The organism is Cupriavidus oxalaticus (assembly GCF_016894385.1).
Taxonomy (GTDB): domain Bacteria; phylum Pseudomonadota; class Gammaproteobacteria; order Burkholderiales; family Burkholderiaceae; genus Cupriavidus; species Cupriavidus oxalaticus.
The window spans coordinates 2,243,623-2,259,371 of sequence record NZ_CP069811.1 but is presented as its reverse complement, the minus strand read 5'-3'; the positions used below and the strand labels follow the sequence as shown (position 1 = coordinate 2,259,371).

Annotated in this window: 13 protein-coding genes; 5 read left to right on the top strand and 8 right to left on the bottom strand. The window is 64.6% G+C overall.

All coding sequences use genetic code 11. The features are described from left to right. Positions 1-502 precede the first annotated feature (502 nt). Both JTE92_RS09810 and JTE92_RS09805 read left to right on the top strand, forming a co-directional pair. Complete coding sequence (locus JTE92_RS09810) at positions 503-1,447, top strand: hypothetical protein (RefSeq protein ID WP_063242109.1); 945 nt, start codon at positions 503-505, stop codon at positions 1,445-1,447. 260 nt (positions 1,448-1,707) lie between these two features. Beyond that, entirely contained in the window at positions 1,708-3,039 is a 1,332-nt protein-coding gene (locus JTE92_RS09805) for an IS4 family transposase (RefSeq protein ID WP_063242164.1), read from the top strand. Positions 3,040-3,115: 76 nt separating this feature from the next. Here JTE92_RS09805 and JTE92_RS09800 read toward each other — a convergent pair whose 3' ends face one another. Then, positions 3,116-3,547: a PRC-barrel domain-containing protein gene (locus tag JTE92_RS09800; protein ID WP_063239659.1), complete on the bottom strand. Its 432-nt coding sequence runs from the start codon at positions 3,545-3,547 to the stop codon at positions 3,116-3,118. A gap of 386 nt (positions 3,548-3,933) precedes the next feature. Here JTE92_RS09800 and JTE92_RS09795 point away from each other — a divergent pair, with 386 nt between their 5' ends. Continuing rightward, positions 3,934-5,646, top strand: a complete 1,713-nt coding sequence (locus tag JTE92_RS09795; RefSeq protein WP_063239660.1) for a cation:proton antiporter domain-containing protein — start codon at positions 3,934-3,936, stop codon at positions 5,644-5,646. A gap of 11 nt (positions 5,647-5,657) precedes the next feature. On the opposite strand, the gene JTE92_RS09790 is transcribed toward JTE92_RS09795, so the two are convergent. The 5 genes from JTE92_RS09790 to JTE92_RS09770 all read right to left on the bottom strand — a co-directional run bounded on the left by JTE92_RS09790 (position 5,658) and on the right by JTE92_RS09770 (position 11,344). Then, on the bottom strand, positions 5,658-7,004 hold the full coding sequence (locus JTE92_RS09790) for a CitMHS family transporter (RefSeq protein ID WP_063239850.1): 1,347 nt from the start codon (positions 7,002-7,004) through the stop codon (positions 5,658-5,660). A gap of 222 nt (positions 7,005-7,226) precedes the next feature. Then, the gene (locus JTE92_RS09785) at positions 7,227-8,267 is read right to left on the bottom strand and encodes an isocitrate/isopropylmalate dehydrogenase family protein (protein ID WP_063239661.1); all 1,041 of its coding nucleotides are present in this window, start codon (positions 8,265-8,267) and stop codon (positions 7,227-7,229) included. A 209-nt stretch (positions 8,268-8,476) separates the two neighbouring features. Continuing rightward, a complete protein-coding gene (locus JTE92_RS09780) occupies positions 8,477-9,373 on the bottom strand; it encodes a polysaccharide deacetylase family protein (protein ID WP_218017955.1) in 897 nt (298 codons plus the stop codon). After that, the gene (locus JTE92_RS09775; protein WP_063239662.1) at positions 9,370-10,257 is read right to left on the bottom strand and encodes a GNAT family N-acetyltransferase; all 888 of its coding nucleotides are present in this window, start codon (positions 10,255-10,257) and stop codon (positions 9,370-9,372) included. Before JTE92_RS09775 ends, JTE92_RS09780 begins: the two co-directional genes overlap by 4 nt. Positions 10,258-10,417: 160 nt before the next feature. Next, positions 10,418-11,344: a LysR substrate-binding domain-containing protein gene (locus JTE92_RS09770; RefSeq protein ID WP_063239663.1), complete on the bottom strand. Its 927-nt coding sequence runs from the start codon at positions 11,342-11,344 to the stop codon at positions 10,418-10,420. A 118-nt stretch (positions 11,345-11,462) separates the two neighbouring features. Between JTE92_RS09770 and JTE92_RS09765 the strand changes: the two genes are divergently transcribed. Further along, positions 11,463-12,482 carry an aldo/keto reductase gene (locus JTE92_RS09765; protein ID WP_063239664.1) on the top strand — a complete coding sequence of 340 codons (1,020 nt, stop codon included), beginning with the start codon at positions 11,463-11,465 and terminating at the stop codon, positions 12,480-12,482. Between the two features lie 32 nt (positions 12,483-12,514). After that, positions 12,515-12,940, top strand: coding sequence for an SRPBCC family protein (locus tag JTE92_RS09760; RefSeq protein WP_063239665.1), 426 nt, complete (start codon positions 12,515-12,517; stop codon positions 12,938-12,940). 294 nt (positions 12,941-13,234) lie between these two features. Here JTE92_RS09760 and JTE92_RS09755 read toward each other — a convergent pair whose 3' ends face one another. Both JTE92_RS09755 and JTE92_RS09750 read right to left on the bottom strand, forming a co-directional pair. Beyond that, positions 13,235-14,395 carry an MFS transporter gene (locus JTE92_RS09755; protein WP_063239666.1) on the bottom strand — a complete coding sequence of 387 codons (1,161 nt, stop codon included), beginning with the start codon at positions 14,393-14,395 and terminating at the stop codon, positions 13,235-13,237. Positions 14,396-14,418: 23 nt separating this feature from the next. Continuing rightward, complete coding sequence (locus tag JTE92_RS09750) at positions 14,419-15,528, bottom strand: alkene reductase (protein ID WP_063239667.1); 1,110 nt, start codon at positions 15,526-15,528, stop codon at positions 14,419-14,421. Positions 15,529-15,749 lie beyond the last annotated feature (221 nt).

Below are 15,749 nucleotides of genomic sequence, written 5' to 3'. Positions count from 1 at the left end.
CAGGAAGCTTTGGTTAAAATGATCACAATCGATAAAAGATATATATATACAAATCAATTTAATGAAAGTCGCGAGGTTGCACGGTCGGGATAAATATCAATTAATCCTTGGCAGCAGTCAGCGCCAAGCGTGCGATGCCAGGAGGGCTGTTTCCTCCATGGCAAACATCACCTGAAAACAAAAATTATCCCGGCTACGGGATAACGCAGGCTCACAGTTTCTGTGCGGGCCGAGATTGCTTTCAGCAGCCCCACGACTGGATTTCAGGCAGGCCGCACCGCATGCGAGTGCGAGCCTGTTTCCATCATTCAAGCAGGCCGTTCAGGGCATTGGAAAAGATCCAATCGGCGCAAGCATGCCGCTCGCGACGGCGCACTGACGCTTTCGCATCCTGTCTGCGGATAAAGATTTGTAAAAGACCACGGCAGTACGTGCGCCCCAGAGGTGCCGGCATGCTGCGGCATTGAATATTTGGGGGTCCCACCAAGCAGCAAGGGATAACATGCAGCATTCACAGGTGTTCGCGCGCCAGGAACTCGATCGTTACTTTGCCTCCTACGTTGGCATGGAGGGAGGCAATCCACGGGCTCCCGTCTGGATTTGCGACAGAAGCCCGGCGTGGTCGGAGCCGCTGGCCGCACCGCTACAACCGCGTATGGCACCGCCAGCCTGGGACGCCGTGTTCCGCAGCCAGCACCGGGAAGACATGGGCAAGTGGTTCGGCCATCAGTGCATTGCACGCATCATGGCCGCCGCACGCGCTGAGGCGCTGCGCGTCCGGCTCGGGGACAACGACTGGGAACAATACTACCGGCGCCATCTCTACTCGCCACGGGGTGCCGAGTTCAGGCTCAGCCTGTTTCCCCTGCCTGCCCAGGTCGACGGGCGCACGACCTGGTCCAAGGCATTCCGAGGTCAGCCTGAACTGATCCCGCAGTCGCGCTACCTGGATCTGTGCCGACATGGTGAACGCTTCCGGTTCCTCGAAAAGACGCGTGCCCGCTGGCGCCCGAAGGCGGTCATTTGCCTGAGCCATCGCCATGCCGACGAATACATCCACGCCTTCTCACTGAACGGGCTCACCAGCGAGGAGCATGCACTGCAGCCAGCAGACCAGGTCAGGCGCTTGCGCCTCTTCACCAAGGACGGAACGACGTGGATTATCTGCCCGGCTATCGGTGGCAGCGCCGGCATGACGTCGCAGGTTCAGCTGGATGCGTTTGGCAAGTTTCTGGGCATGCGCCTGGCGGCGAGCGACTTCAAGCACTGCCTCGATCTCGATGCCGTCGACCACGCAGCGTCGGCGCAGCCGGTGCGCTTGCCGGAGCCGCACCAGCGGAGCAGGTTGCCCGCCGACGCGGCTGTTGGCCATACTGTGGAACGTGTTCGACGCGTGTCTCCGGGAATGGAGCCCGCCCGGGCGGGAAATTTCGCATTGTTCGCGTAGGGCAACAGGAAAAAATCTGATTTAAATAAGTTTCAATTTTTTGAAGTGCAGATATTTGGCATAATTATCGTTCTTCATTCATTGAAATTTCCCATTGAAGGCACCGTTATGGCGGTAATGCCGTTCAGTTAACCCATCTCGTTATACATAAGTCGAGGCGCGCGATCGCCGCCCTGGCCGCCAGAAGTTGACGGAACTGGACGATATGACTGTTGTAAACCTGCTCGGAATGGCGTTTACTCTTGGATTTTCCAGAGCAAATGGGCAACGAGTCGGGGGCATGGGTGGACGAGGAATTTGAAACGCTGGATCTGGGCGATCCGAGACGGGATCGGCGAGCGAAGGCGCTGCTCAAGCGGTTTGCAGCCATGCCAACGGCAAGCATTCCGAGCGCCTGCGACGGCTGGGGCGAGACCATGGCGGCTTACCGCTTTCTCGGCAACGAAGAGATCGAATGGCGAGACCTGATGCAGCCGCATTGGGAGCGTACGGCTGAGCGCATGGGGCAATTTCCGGTGGTGCTGTGTATTGCCGATACGACCGAACTGGACTTCAACGGTCAGGAGATGGAAGGCGCGGGACCGTTGAGCTACGAAGCGCAGCGAGGGATCTATCTGCATCCGACCTACGCGGTGACGCCGGATCGGGAGCCATTGGGGGTTGTGGACGCCTGGATGTGGGCACGCGAGCTGCGGGATGCGAACGGAGAGCGCGGCGGCATCAAGGAGAGCGTGCGGTGGATTGAAAGCTATGAACGCGTGGCTGAGCAGGCGGGCACGCTGCCAGAGACCCGCCTGGTCTACGTAACGGATCGTGAAGGCGACATCGCTGCGCTGATGCAGCGAGCCGAGGAGTTGGGTCATCCTGCAGACTGGTTGATTCGTTCGCAACACAACCGCAGCCTTGGGGCCGAGGGCAAGCTGTGGGAGGCGGTGGAAGCAAGTGAAGCGCTCGGGGAGATTACCTTCATCCTGCCCGGACGTGCCGGCCAGAAGGCACGTGAAGTCAAACAGGAGTTGCGCGCCCAGCGCGTGAGGTTGCCGGGCAAGAACGGTCTGGCGCTCACTTGCCTGGTGGCCCAGGAATGCGGCGCCCCGGCCGGCGTGAAGCCGGTGGTGTGGCGCTTGCTGACTAACCGAGAAGCGCAAGACTTGGATGCGGTGATTGAGCTCATCGACTGGTATCGGGCCAGATGGGAGATCGAGCTGTTCTTCCATGTGTTGAAGAACGCCTGCAAGGTGGAGGCCTTGCAGCTATCGCAGATGGATCGCGTCGAACGGGCGCTGGTGCTGTACATGGTGATCTCATGGCGCATTGCGCGGCTGATGCGCCTGGGCAGGACGTGTCCTGATCTTGATGCGTCGCTGTTCTTCGACGCCGATGAGATACGAGGGACCTATCTGCTGTCGAAGAAGCCGCGGCCCCAGACGCCACCTACGCTCAATCAAATGATTCGCCTGATTGCATCGCTCGGTGGTTTCCTGGGCCGCAGGGGCGATGGTGAACCAGGCGTCAAAACCATCTGGCTTGGCTTGCAGCAGGTCATGGTCGCCGCTCAAACTTTGCAGGCTTTACGCGCCGAACAGCTGTGAGATCTGTATAACGAGATGCAGTTAACCACCGTCGTTCCCGCCTGCGCGGGAATGACAGTAGTGGTGGTGCCCGGGCTTAGCGTGTTTCTTGCCGGTTTCCCCAGTAGGGTTCGCGACCATAGTATTCGTGCACCGAGACGCCCCACTGGGGGTCGGCCATGCTCGGCCAGTTGTCCTTGTCGAAGCCGGGCGCCGTCTTGATCCGCTCTGCCGTCATGGCAATCCGAAAGCACTTCTCGTCGGTGTCCATCATCAGGGCGCTCCACGGAATTGCGTGCAGCCTGTTGCCGATACCGAGAAAGCCACCGGTGGTCAGCACTGCATAGGCAATGCGCCCATGCGGGACGTCAAGCATGATCTCGGAGATCTTGCCCACGTCTTGACCGTCCGACGAGTATGCGGTGGTGCCGTCGAGGCTCGACGCAGCCATCACTTGCGGGCCTGGCCCATCGCCTATGCCGGATCCTATGATTTCCGCGCCTGCGGGGATGTGAGGTTGTGATTGCATGCTGTGCTCCCATGGTGCGGGGTTGACGAACGCTAAGGATGTTGCAACGAGCATGCCTGGCCGGTCTCGCGCCTCCCGTCAACGGAGCTATTGCCGACAGGAGGCGTCATGCGTAATTTTTTCCAGGCGTTTGAAGGAAGTGACGGGTAGCGTTGCCTTCGCGGACGCTCTCAAAGTGGGACTATCGTCTGACGTGATTTGCCCCCGTACCTCCGGACATCGGGGCCACCGGCAACGAGGGGGGCGATTATCGAGCGAAGGCCTGGCCTGATGGCGGCTTGCCAAGGAGTGCCGGGGCATCTTCAGGAAATTGTTCAGCAGTGCTCGTCGGGCTGGCCCGTTACAATTTCCCCCCTTGGCCATCTTCCGTCTCGCTTCGCGCACCCATGGACCACAACCTGCCTCTCATCACCACCCTTGCCGCAGGCTTTGGCATTGCGCTCATCCTTGGATTCCTCGCCGAGCGCATCCAGATACCGGCACTGGTTGGCTACCTGGTGTCAGGCATCATCATCGGTCCTGGCACGCCGGGATTTGTCGCCGACGTCCACCTCGCCTCACAGCTTTCCGAAGTCGGCGTCATGCTGCTGATGTTTGGCGTCGGCCTGCATTTCTCCTTGACAGACCTGCTGGCAGTCAAGCGAATCGCGATACCGGGTGCCGTGGTTCAGATGGCGATTGCCACCGTGCTGGGCATGCTGATCGCATGGACCTGGGATTGGCATTGGGGGAGCGGGCTGATATTCGGCCTGTCATTGTCGTGTGCCAGCACTGTTGTGCTGCTGAAGGCACTGGAGAGCCGTGGTGTGCTGGAGACCATGAACGGCCGCATCGCCGTCGGCTGGCTGGTGGTCGAGGACCTGGCCACGGTATTGGTGCTGGTGCTGCTGCCCCCGCTGGCAGGGCTGCTGGGCGGCTCCAACAGTGCGCCGGCACAGGCCTCGGAGGCCATCGGCGTCACGATTCTTCAGACGCTGCTGCAGGTGGTCGCCTTCATCGCGTTGATGCTGATCGCCGGCCGGCGGGTATTGCCGTGGTTGCTTTGGCAGGTGGCCAAGACCGGCTCGCGCGAATTATTCACGCTTTCCGTCGTGGCGGCTGCCATTGGCATCGCGTTCGGCGCAGCCGAACTCTTCAGTGTGTCGTTCGCGTTGGGCGCTTTCTTTGCGGGCATGGTCATGCGCGAGTCACAGTTCAGCCACCGGGCGGCGGAAGAGTCCTTGCCGCTGCGCGATGCGTTCTCGGTGCTGTTCTTCGTGTCGGTTGGCATGCTGTTCAAGCCTGGCATCCTGCTGGAACAGCCGCTGCATGTCCTGGCAGTGGTCGCCGTCATCATTCTCGGCAAGTCGGCCGCCGCCTTTGCCCTTGTGCTGGCGTTTCGCTACCCGCTCAACACGGCTTTGACCGTTTCGGCCAGCCTTGCGCAGATCGGCGAGTTCTCGTTCATCCTGGCCGGCCTCGGCTTGTCACTCAACCTGCTGCCGGCGGAAGGGATGAGTCTCGTCCTGGCGGGAGCACTGATCTCCATTGCCCTGAACCCGTTACTGTTCGCGGCCGTGGAACCGGTCCGGAAATGGATCCTGGCGCGCTCGTCCATGGCACGACGCCTGGAGCAGCGTGGGGACCCCTACGCCGAGTTGCCGACGAGCACGGAACGAAAGTACCTTCAGGGCCAGGTGGTGCTGGTCGGTTATGGACGAGTCGGGAGGCGGATTGCCAGCGCCATGCAAGAGCGTGGCGTCCCCTTCGTGATTGCCGATGAGAACCGGGAGCTGGTGGAAAGCTTGCGGAAGTCGGGTCATGCAGCCGTATCCGGCAATGCCGCAGACCCGGCTGTCCTGATCCAGGCGCATATCGCAAACGCGGCAATGCTCGTGGTCGCGGTGCCTGAGCCTCTTTACGTCCGGCAGATGGTCGAGACCGCCCGGACGCTGAATCCAGAGATCGAGATTGTCCTCCGCACGCACAGCGAGGACGAGTCGGCGCTTCTTCGCAAGGAAAAATTGGGCACGGTCTTCTATGGCGAGGAGGAGCTGGCGAAGGGTATGTCCGTTCACGTGCTGGGGCGATTCGTTCCTCAAAGTGGCGGCGGGCACTGAGTCCCTTCCGGTCAGCCCGTATTGCCCACTACCGGGATCACCCCGAAGGCAACGGTAGCCACCAGCATGACCACCGCCGCCGACAGCGCCCACAGCAAGGTGTAGCGCTGATGGTCGCCGAATTCGACCTCCGCCAGTCCGACCAGCAGGTAGGTTGACGCGACCAGCGGGCTCAGCAGGTGGACCTGTTGCCCGATCAGCGAAGCGCGCCCGATCTCGGCGGCGCCAATGCCATAGACCGCGGCGGCCTTGGCCAGGATCGGCAGGATGCCAAAGTAGAACGCGTCGTTCGAAATGAAGAACGTGAACGGGACGCTCAGCACGCCGGTCACCAGGGCCATGTAGGGACCCATCCAGTCAGGCACGGCGCTGATCACGCTGTGGGCGATGGCGTCGACCATCTTGGTGCCGGACAGGATGCCGACGAAGACGCCGGCGGCGAAGATCAGCGATACCACCGGCACGACGTTGGCGGCGTGGGCGCCGATGCGTTCCTTCTGCTCCTCCAGCGTCGGGTAGTTGACCATCAGCGCGATCGCGCAGGCCACGATGAACAGGGCAGGCAGCGGCAGGGTGCCGAGGATCAGCATGACCATCAGGCCGATGGTCAGCAGGAAGTTGAACCACAGCAGCCTGGGCCTGGCGATCTGCGGGTCGCCGGCAGCAACCTCCGGCCCGGTGTCACCGGCGTGGTGCGAACACGGACCGGCATGGCCCGGCAGCCCGGTGCTCATCAGGGCCAGGGTGCCAAGCCGGTTGCGCTCGCGGCGGCCCAGCACGAAGGCCACGAACACGCCCCACATGCCGGTGACGATCATCGGCAGGATCATCGGCACGAACAGCGCCCCCACATCCACGCCCAGCGCGCTGGCCGCGCGCGCGGTCGGTCCGCCCCAGGGCAGGATGTTCATCAGCCCGCCCGCCATCATGATCACGCAGGCCAGCACCAGCCGGCTGATGCCGAGACGCTTGTAGAGCGGCAGCATGGCGGCGCAGGTGATCATGTAGGTCGTCGAGCCGTCGCCGTCCAGCGATACCAGCGCCGCCAGCACGAAGGTGCCGACCACGATCTTGACCGGGTCGCCGCCGACGAGCTTCAGGATGACGCGCACCACCGGGTCGAACAGGCCAGCGTCGATCATCAGGCCGAAGTACAGGATGGCGAACATCAGCATCACGCCGGTCGGGGCCAGCTTCTTGACGCCCTCGAGCATCATCGGCCCGAGTTCCGGGCCGAAGCCGCCAACCGCGCCGAAGGCAATCGGCACAAGGATCAATGCCACCATGGCAGACAGCCGCTTGGTCATGATCAGTGCCATGAACACGATCACCATGGAGTAGGCGAGCAGGGTCAACATCTTTTTCTGTATCTCTTTGCCGGCCATGCCGCGTAGCCACGCAGCCATGAGTCGCCGCGTGGGGGCGCGGCGGGAAACATCCAGACCGGCTGTGTGCGTCGTCCGGCGCACGGATTTCAGGGCAAGGCCGATCCCGCCGGCACGAGACAGCGTGCCGGAACATGGAGGAACGACCGGAGGGGGCGGCTGCCCTGCGCGTTGGCAAGGCCTGCCGGGTGTGTCTTAGCTGGCCGAAGCGATGCGCTTCGCTACCGCGTCAGCAAACTGAAGCGTGGAGGCCGTGCCGTGGAGGTCGCCGGTCTTCACCTGGTCCTGGTTGAGCGTCAGCCCGATGGCGGTACGCAGCCGCGTGGCAAGGTCCTGGCGTCCCACGTGGTCGAGCATCAGCCCGGCGGCGAGCATCAGCGAGATCGGGTTGGCAATGCCTTTGCCCGCGATGTCGGGCGCCGAGCCATGGACCGCCTCGAAGATCGCCGCGTGGTCGCCGATGTTGGCGCCCGGCGCCATGCCGAGCCCGCCGACCAGGCCGGCGATCTGGTCCGACAGGATGTCGCCGAACAGGTTGGTACAGAGCAGCATGTCGAAGCGCCACGGGTTGAGGACCAGCTGCATGGCGCAGGCGTCTACGATGATGTCGTCCATCTCGACACGGCCGGCATAGTCGCTGGCGACTTCCCGCGCCGCTTCCAGGAAGATGCCGGTAAGCGCCTTCAGGATATTGGCCTTGTGCACCACCGTGATCTTCTTGCGGCCGTTCCTGACGGCGTACTCGAACGCGAAGCGGGCAATGCGGCGGCAGGCGTCGCGCGTGTTGGTGCCGGTAGACACCGCCACCGCATGGGGGTCGTCGCCGACCGGGATGTAGTAGTCGTGCGCCACGTAGAAGCCGCCGACGTTCTCGCGCACCAGCACCAGGTCGATGTTGTCGAAGCGGCCGGGAACGATCGTTCGCGCGGGGCGCACATTGGCGTAAAGGTTGAATGCTTCGCGCAGGCGTACATTGACCGAGCGGAAGCCACCGCCCACCGGCGTGGTCAGCGGGCCCTTCAGCGCAAGGCCGGTGCGGCGGATGCTGTCCAGCGTGTCTTCCGGCATCGGATCGCCGCTGTATTCGACGCCGGCCATGCCCGCGCGCCGGAGGTCCCAGGCGAATGGGGCACCGAGCGCGTCCAGCACCCTGACGGTGGCATCCACCACTTCGGGGCCGATGCCGTCGCCGGGGATCAGCGTGGCGGGGATCTGTTCGCGTGCTCCGTTTTCCATCTGCGCTCCTGTCGATGTGTCGGGACCGCTGGCCGTCATGGGCTGCCGGCCCGGTTCCGTGTCTTGGGCTGGGAGCAGATTCTATGTAGGAAGGCTGTCAGCAAACTGTCAATGTTACGGATTTGTCATTGGGGTTTACGCGGATCAACGGCCTGGGAGACGCAGAGAGATACCGACGGGCCGGCACGGCGAAGCCGCCTTAGGGCAGGCTACGCCGGATGCTCGGCCATCCAGTGCCTGGCGATGTCCTCGCGGCGGCAGATCCACACGGCGTCACGGCCGCGCACGTCGTCAAGGAACCGCGCAAGCGCCATGGCACGCGCGGGATGCCCGCTGATGCGGGGATGCAGTCCGACGCTCATCATCTTCGGCGCGCGCGCGCCCTCGTGCCACAACTGGTCGAATGCGTCCCGCAGCATGCGGTAGAAATCGTCCCCGCAGGCAAAGCCGCCAGGCAGCAGGTAGCGGGCGTCGTTGTTGACAAGCGTATAGGGGATCACCAGCAGCGGCGGCGAGCTGGAGAGCCAGTAGGGCAGGTCATCGTTGTAGGCATCCGAGCTGTAAAGAAAGCCGCCTTCCTCGTGGATCAGGCGCCGGGTGCTGGCACTGACCCGACCCGTGTACCAGCCTACCGGCCGCTTGCCGCAGATGCGTTCGATCGCCGCGATCGTCAGGCGAATCTGGCGCCGCTCTTCGTCTTCAGGTACGCCACGGTAGTCGATCCAGCGGTAGCCATGTCCCGCCACCTCGTGTCCCGCGGCACTGAGCGCCTGCCCGATCCGCGGATTGAGTTCCAGTGCGCGACCGACCGCGAACGCGGTCAGCGGCAAGCGGCGCTCGGCGAACAGGTCGAGCAAGCGCCAGACGCCGGCACGCGCGCCGTACTCGTACATGCTCTCGACACTCCAGTCGCGCTCGGCCTGGCGCGGCGGCCGACCGGGCAGCTCGTGCAGGTACGCTTCGGAACTCGCGTCGCCATTGAGGATGCACGATTCCGCGCCTTCCTCGATGTTCAGCACAAACTGCAGCGCCACACGCGCGCCACCGGGCCAGCGCGGATCGGGCGGGGCGCTGCCGTAGCCGGCCAGGTCGCGCGCGGGCATCATCCCAGCTCAAAGGTCGTAATGCCAAAGATGCGCTTGTGCACCAGGCCGGGCGGCGGCCCGAGATACATGCGCGCGCAGCCGAAGACTTCCGCCATGCCGTGCCGATGCGCCAGCGCCATGGCTGCGGGATGGTTTTCCGGCACATCGAGGAACAAAGGGCCGCCCGATGCAAAGGCGGCCAGGCGTGCATAGAGTGCGTAGGCCGCGTCAGCGTCGTCAGCAAACAGCGGCCCGATCTTGCAGCCTTCCCCGCACCGGCGCACCACGCCGAATCCGGCCAGCTGGCCCTGGCGCAAGCACCCCAGCGCAAGCGCATCCGCCTGCCGGACCCATGCGCGCAGGAAGGCCTCGCGCGCGGCGGGAAAGCATGTGCGGTCGTATGCCAGCACGTCGTCGAAGGGCACAGCATCCAGCGGGACGATCGCATCGTCCGCGCGCGGCGGCTGGGGCTGGGAGCAGGGGGGCTGATCGAGCGGCACCTCGGCACGAAAGCGCAGGTTGCGATGGGAGAAAACGAAGCCGCCCCTGGCGTAGTAGTCCTGCATCGCAAAGACGCCGTCCAGCCCGATGGCAGCACCGGGCCGCAGCCGCCCAAGCAGCCGGTCCCGGCGCGCATGCCACAGCGTGTTGCCCAGCCCCCGGCCACGAAACTCCGGGCGAACGATAAAGAAGCCCATAAAGCCGAACTCCCCGTGGTACGAGGTGATCGCGCCCCCGCCGATCAACTCGCCATCCAGCTCCGCCGCGATAAAGGCATCCGGGTCCGCGGCCCAGAACAGCGCCGCGTCGTGAAGACCGGGGTTCCACCCCTCGCTTGCCGCCCAGCCGACCAGCTGATCCAGTTCGGCGCGTGTCATGTTCCGAATCACAAGGTCGTCAGACATCGCAGTCTCCCCAATCACTCTTGCGCTCTGCGGCGGCTACAGCTTCGTGGCCACAGTGCGGGCAGCGCCGGGCCGGTCGTGTTCCGCAATCCTGCCAGAACCTGGCGTCGGCGTGGTGCCCGGAACCGCCGTTTGTGTCGTGCAAACAGAACGTGTCACTTCAGCCCGCCTCCGCCGTCGCGATCTCCGGCACGACGCCGCTCGCCTGCAGCAACGTCTTGCGGAAGATCTCCACCAGCGGCCGCAGGTTGACCTTGTGCCAGGCCGCCCATAGGGGCGTGCGGTAACTGAACCACGACAGGTCATGCAGCACCACGCCCGCCGGCGCCTGGTGGCGCAGGCTTTGCTGGATCGTGGTCACGCCGAGTCCCGCGGCCACGAGCCCCAGGGCGGCCAGCGGTTCGGTCGCCTCCATCGTGATCGTCGGCGTGAAGCCAGCCTTCGCGCAAGCCGCGATGAACGTGTCATGCCGCAGCGCGGTTTCCTGGTGCATCACGCCGATCCATTTTTGCGCCGCGAGGTCGTCCGGGGTGAGCTGCTCCGCCCTGGCAAGCGGGTGGCCTTCGGGCAGCGCCAGCAGCATCGGGTCATTGAGCACCTGTGAGGCCTCCAGGTCCGGATCGTCGGGCGGCGGCGGCTCGCACACGAGTGCGATATCCAGGCTGCGCTGGCGCAGTCCTTCGAGCTGGGTCGCCGACTGCTGGTTGTACAGCGCGATGTGCACGGCGGGCCGGTCCTGGCGCAACTCGCGCAAGGCGTTCGGCAGGATGCCGGAGTGCATCGCGTATTCCAGGTAGCCGATGCAGAGGCCGCCCTCGTCGCCGCGCCCGAGCCGCCGCGCCAGCGATTCGAGCCGGTTGGCGTGCGTCAGGAAGGCGCGGGTCTCGGCCAGGAACGTGCGGCCGTCGCGCGTGAGCCGGATGCGTTGCTGGGAGCGCTCGAACAGCACCAGCCCGAGCTTTTCTTCAAGCTGGGCAATCTGCCGGCTAAGTGGCGATTGGGAGATATGGAGCCGTTCGGCGGCGCGTCCGACGTGCTCGTCTTCGGCCACGGCCACGAAATAGTGAAGTTGGCGGATATCTAGCATGTCCAGTCCTGAATTTCAGACCTCTGAGGAATCAAGTCTATCCAATTCTGTCTTGGACAGACTTAACTTGCAACCCTAGACTGCCTTCACCCCAACTTGATTTGTATCTGGAGCAGTCATGAGCATCAAAGACACACTCGCCGGCAACGTGCTCGGCTTTGGTACCGCCCCGCTGGGCAATATGTTCCGCGACATTCCGGAAGCGGAGGCGCAGGCCACCGTGGACGCGGCCTGGGCGCAAGGCGTGCGCTACTACGACACCGCGCCGTTCTACGGCGCGGGCCTGGCCGAAATCCGGCTGGGCGAAGCGCTGTCCCGGCACCCGCGCGACGAATACGTGCTCAGCACCAAGGTCGGCCGCCTGATCCTGGACGAAGTCGAAGACGCCAGCGCGCGCTCCCTGGGCGAGAAAAGCGGCCTGTTCGCCGCCGGCCGCCCGAACAAGCTGGTCAACGACTACTCGGCGGACGCCACGCTGCGCTCGATCGAGGACAGCCTCAGGCGGATGAAGGCCGACCGCCTCGACATCGTGTGGGTCCACGACATCGCCCAGGACTTCTACGGCGACGAGTGGCTGGCCTATTTCGAGACGGCCCGCAAAGGCGCTTTCAAGGTGCTGACCCGGCTGCGCGAAGAGGGCGTGATCAAGGCCTGGGGCCTGGGCGTGAACCGCGTCGAGCCGATCGAACTGACGCTGGACCTGACCGAAGTGCAGCCGGACGGCTTCCTGCTGGCGGGCCGCTATTCGCTGCTCGATCACGAGCGCGCGCTGCAGCGCCTGATGCCCAAGGCCGCGGAGCGCAAGACCGAGATCGTGGTCGGCGGCCCGTACAGCTCGGGCATCCTGGCCGGCGGCTCGCACTTCGAGTACCAGAAGGCGCCGCCCGAGATCATCAGCAAGGTCGAGCGCATCAAGGCGATCGCGCAACGCCATGGCGTCAGCATCAAGGCCGCCGCGCTGCAGTTCGTGCTGGCCAACCCGGCGGTCGCCGCCGTGATCCCGGGTGCGAGCCGGCCCGAGCGCATCGCCGAGGACACCGCCGCGCTGAAGGCGGTCATTCCCGCCGATTTCTGGCGCGAGCTGCGCGAGCAGCGCCTGGTTGCGGCAAATGCGCCGCTGCCTGGCGACAGCAACTGATCCGGGACCACATTCGATTCAAGGAGTCCACCATGGCACAAGCTTCTGCAACGATCACGCTGCCGGTTGCACCGGACCGCGTCTGGCAACTGATTGGCGGCTTCGATTCGCTGCCCGACTGGCTGCCGTATATCCCCAAGAGCGAACTGAGCGAGGGCGGCCGTGTGCGCAGCCTCGTCAATCCGGACGGCGACGCCATCGTCGAACGGCTCGAGGCCTTCGACCAGGGCGCGCGCAGTTACACCTACTCGATCCTGAAGGCGCCGTTCCCGGTCACCGGCTACCGCTCCACGCTGCGCGTGGTCGGCCTCGACGGGGACCAGGCCTCGCGCGTCGAATGGTCCGGCCAGTTCACGCCGGCCGGCGTGAGCGATGACGACGCATCGCGGCTGTTCGAGGGCATTTATCGGGATGGCCTCAAGGCATTGGAGGCAACGCTGGCCGGGGCGGCATCATGAGAGGGCTGATGGCCTTGCCGCTGGCTTTCGCGGAGTGCGTCGCTGCGCTCGCACGCGCTATCGCTGGCGAGTGCCCCTGACCTTTGTCTTTCGCTTGTTGGCTCCCCTCTCCCGCTCGCGGGAGAGGGGCCGGAGGTGAGGGCCGGCGCTTCAACGAAGTCGGGACCCCTCCCATTCCCAATCCCGCCGATTCCCTATGCAGCAGGCCCCGTGGACTCGCGGCGCACAAGCTTGATAGGAAGGGCCTGCTCTCTCACTGGATTGGTACGAGACGCGTGGGCGCCGACACAGCGCTCACGAAGCGACCAGCGCGCGCCTGTCTGCCCGGCTGAGCCACACCACCAGGAATCCCGCCGCGGCGAGCAGGCCGCCAGCGACCGGCACCGCGCTGTAGCCGAGATCCAGGCTGATAACCCCGCCACCGAGTGCTGCGCCCAGGGCATTGCCGAGATTGAAGGCGCCGACGTTGATCGACGACGCAAGTCCCGGTGCTTCCGCCGCGGCTTCCATCACCCGCATCTGCACCGGCGGGACGACGGCGAAGGTCGCGGCGCCCCAGGCCAGTAGTCCAAGGGCCGCGGTGACGTGGTGGGAGAGGGCGAAGGGGAGCATCAGCATGATGACGGCGAGCGCCGACAGGACGATTTTCGTCGCGCCATCGAGCGACCAGTCCGCGAGCCGTCCCCCCACGTGATTGCCGACCGTGAAGCCAACGCCGATCAGCACGAGCGAGAGGGTGACAAAGGTGTCGGATGCGCCGGTGAGATCGGCAAGCACCGGCGCAATATAGGTGTAGAGCGTGAACATGGCGCCCGCGCCCAGCACCGTTGTCGCCATCGCCAGCAACACGGGCGGGCGGGTGAGCACGGCCAGTTCCCGGCGCACATTGGGCGGGGTGCCGCGCTCGCCCTGCGGCAACGCCAGCCAGAGTGCAGCCATGGCGACCAGTCCCAGCACCGCGGTGCCGGCGAACGCCAGGCGCCAGCCGACCTGCTGCCCGATCCAGGTTGCCGCCGGCACGCCGCCGATATTGGCGATGGTCAGTCCCATGAACATCGTTGCCACGGCGCTGGCCTGCTTTTCCTTCGGCACCACGCTCGCGGCCACCACGGCGCCGAGGCCGAAGAAGGCGCCATGGTTGAGGCTGGTGACCAGGCGCGACGCCAGCAGCGTGGCGTATCCCGGCGCCAGCGCCGACAGCAGGTTGCCGACGGTGAAGATGGCCATCAGCGCCATCAGTGCGGCGCGCTTGCCGAAGCGGCTGAACAGCAGGGTCATCACCGGCGCGCCGACCATCACGCCCACCGCGTACGCGGTAATCAGCATCCCCGCGGTGGGGATGCTGACGTCGACGCCTTCGGCGATCACGGGGAGCAATCCCATCGGGGCGAATTCGGTGGTGCCGATGCCGAAGGCGCCGATGGCGAGCGCAAGCAGTGCGGTATTGGATTTCATCTTGGCAGATCCTGGCAGGTTCCTTACGCCGCGGCCTTGCCGTCGTAGGCGGGATAGTCGGTGTAGCCTTCGGCGCCGCCGCCATAGTGGAGCGCGCGATCGGACATGGCCAGGGGCCAGTCGTTCGCGAGGCGTGCGACCAGGTCGGGGTTGGCAATGAACGGCTCGCCGAATGCGGCAATGTCGATCAGGCCATCGGCGATGAGGTCCTCGGCGCGTGCGCGCGTCATGCCTCCGGCAAGGATCAGCACGCCTGTGAATCGGCTGCGGAATTTTTCCAGGAAATCGCTTGGGGTGGCCGAACTGCCGCGCGTGCTCTGATCCATCAGGTGGACGTAAGCGATATGGCGCCTGGAGAGTTCATCGGCGAGATGGAGATACGTTGCCTCGAGCTCAGGGTAGGCGGCCATGTCGCCGAGGCCGCCATAGGGCGACAAACGGATGGCCGTGCGTTGCGCACCGATCCGCGCCGCGACCGCGTCGATGGCTGCCAGGGTGAAACGGGTGCGGCTTTCCACGGTGTCGCCGCGGAATTCATCGGTGCGATCGTTCACCGTCGGGTTCAGGAACTGTTCGATCAGGTAACCATTGGCACCATGCAGCTCGACGCCGTCGAAGCCGGCTTCCATTGCATTGGCGGCGGCCTCGGCAAAATCGGCGATCACGCCATAGACCTCGCCGGTCGTCAGTGCCCGGGGCGCGGACACATCGACCGCACCCGGCGTGCCGTCGGCGGTGTAACCCCAGGCCTTGGTGTTCTTCGCGGTCTGGCCGGTGGCACTGACCGGCTGAATGCCACCGGGCTGGATCGAAACATGGCTCACACGGCCGACATGCCAGAGCTGGGTGAAGATCGTGCCGCCCTTGTCGTGGACGGCGTCAGTGACCTTGCGCCAGCCATCGACCTGTTGTGGTGTGTACAGGCCAGGGTTGAACAGGAAGCCCTGGGCGCTGGGCGATATCACCGTGCCTTCGGTCACGATCAGGCCGGCGTCAGCGCGCTGGCTGTAGTAGAGCGCGTTGAGGTCGTTGGGAACCCCGTCCGGATTGCGGGAACGGGTCAGCGGCGCCATGGCGATCCGGTTAGCGAGCTGGCGCTCGGCCATGGTAAAGGGCTTGAACAGTACACTCATTTTGGGACCTTGATCAGGGAGGGTGCGGCCACCGGGGGTAGTGGCCGCGGGCTCGGGAAGTTCGTCGATGGACCGCAGTTTGCGCGGTTTATATTTGTTGATTAAGCCGTGTATGGGTCAAATACTTTTGATTTCATATCAAATGTCAGGACCTGTCGTGCCGGCAGGGCTGGGCGGCATCCGAGGCCGCCGCCCAGATCAGGCACGGGTGCCCGTGATGG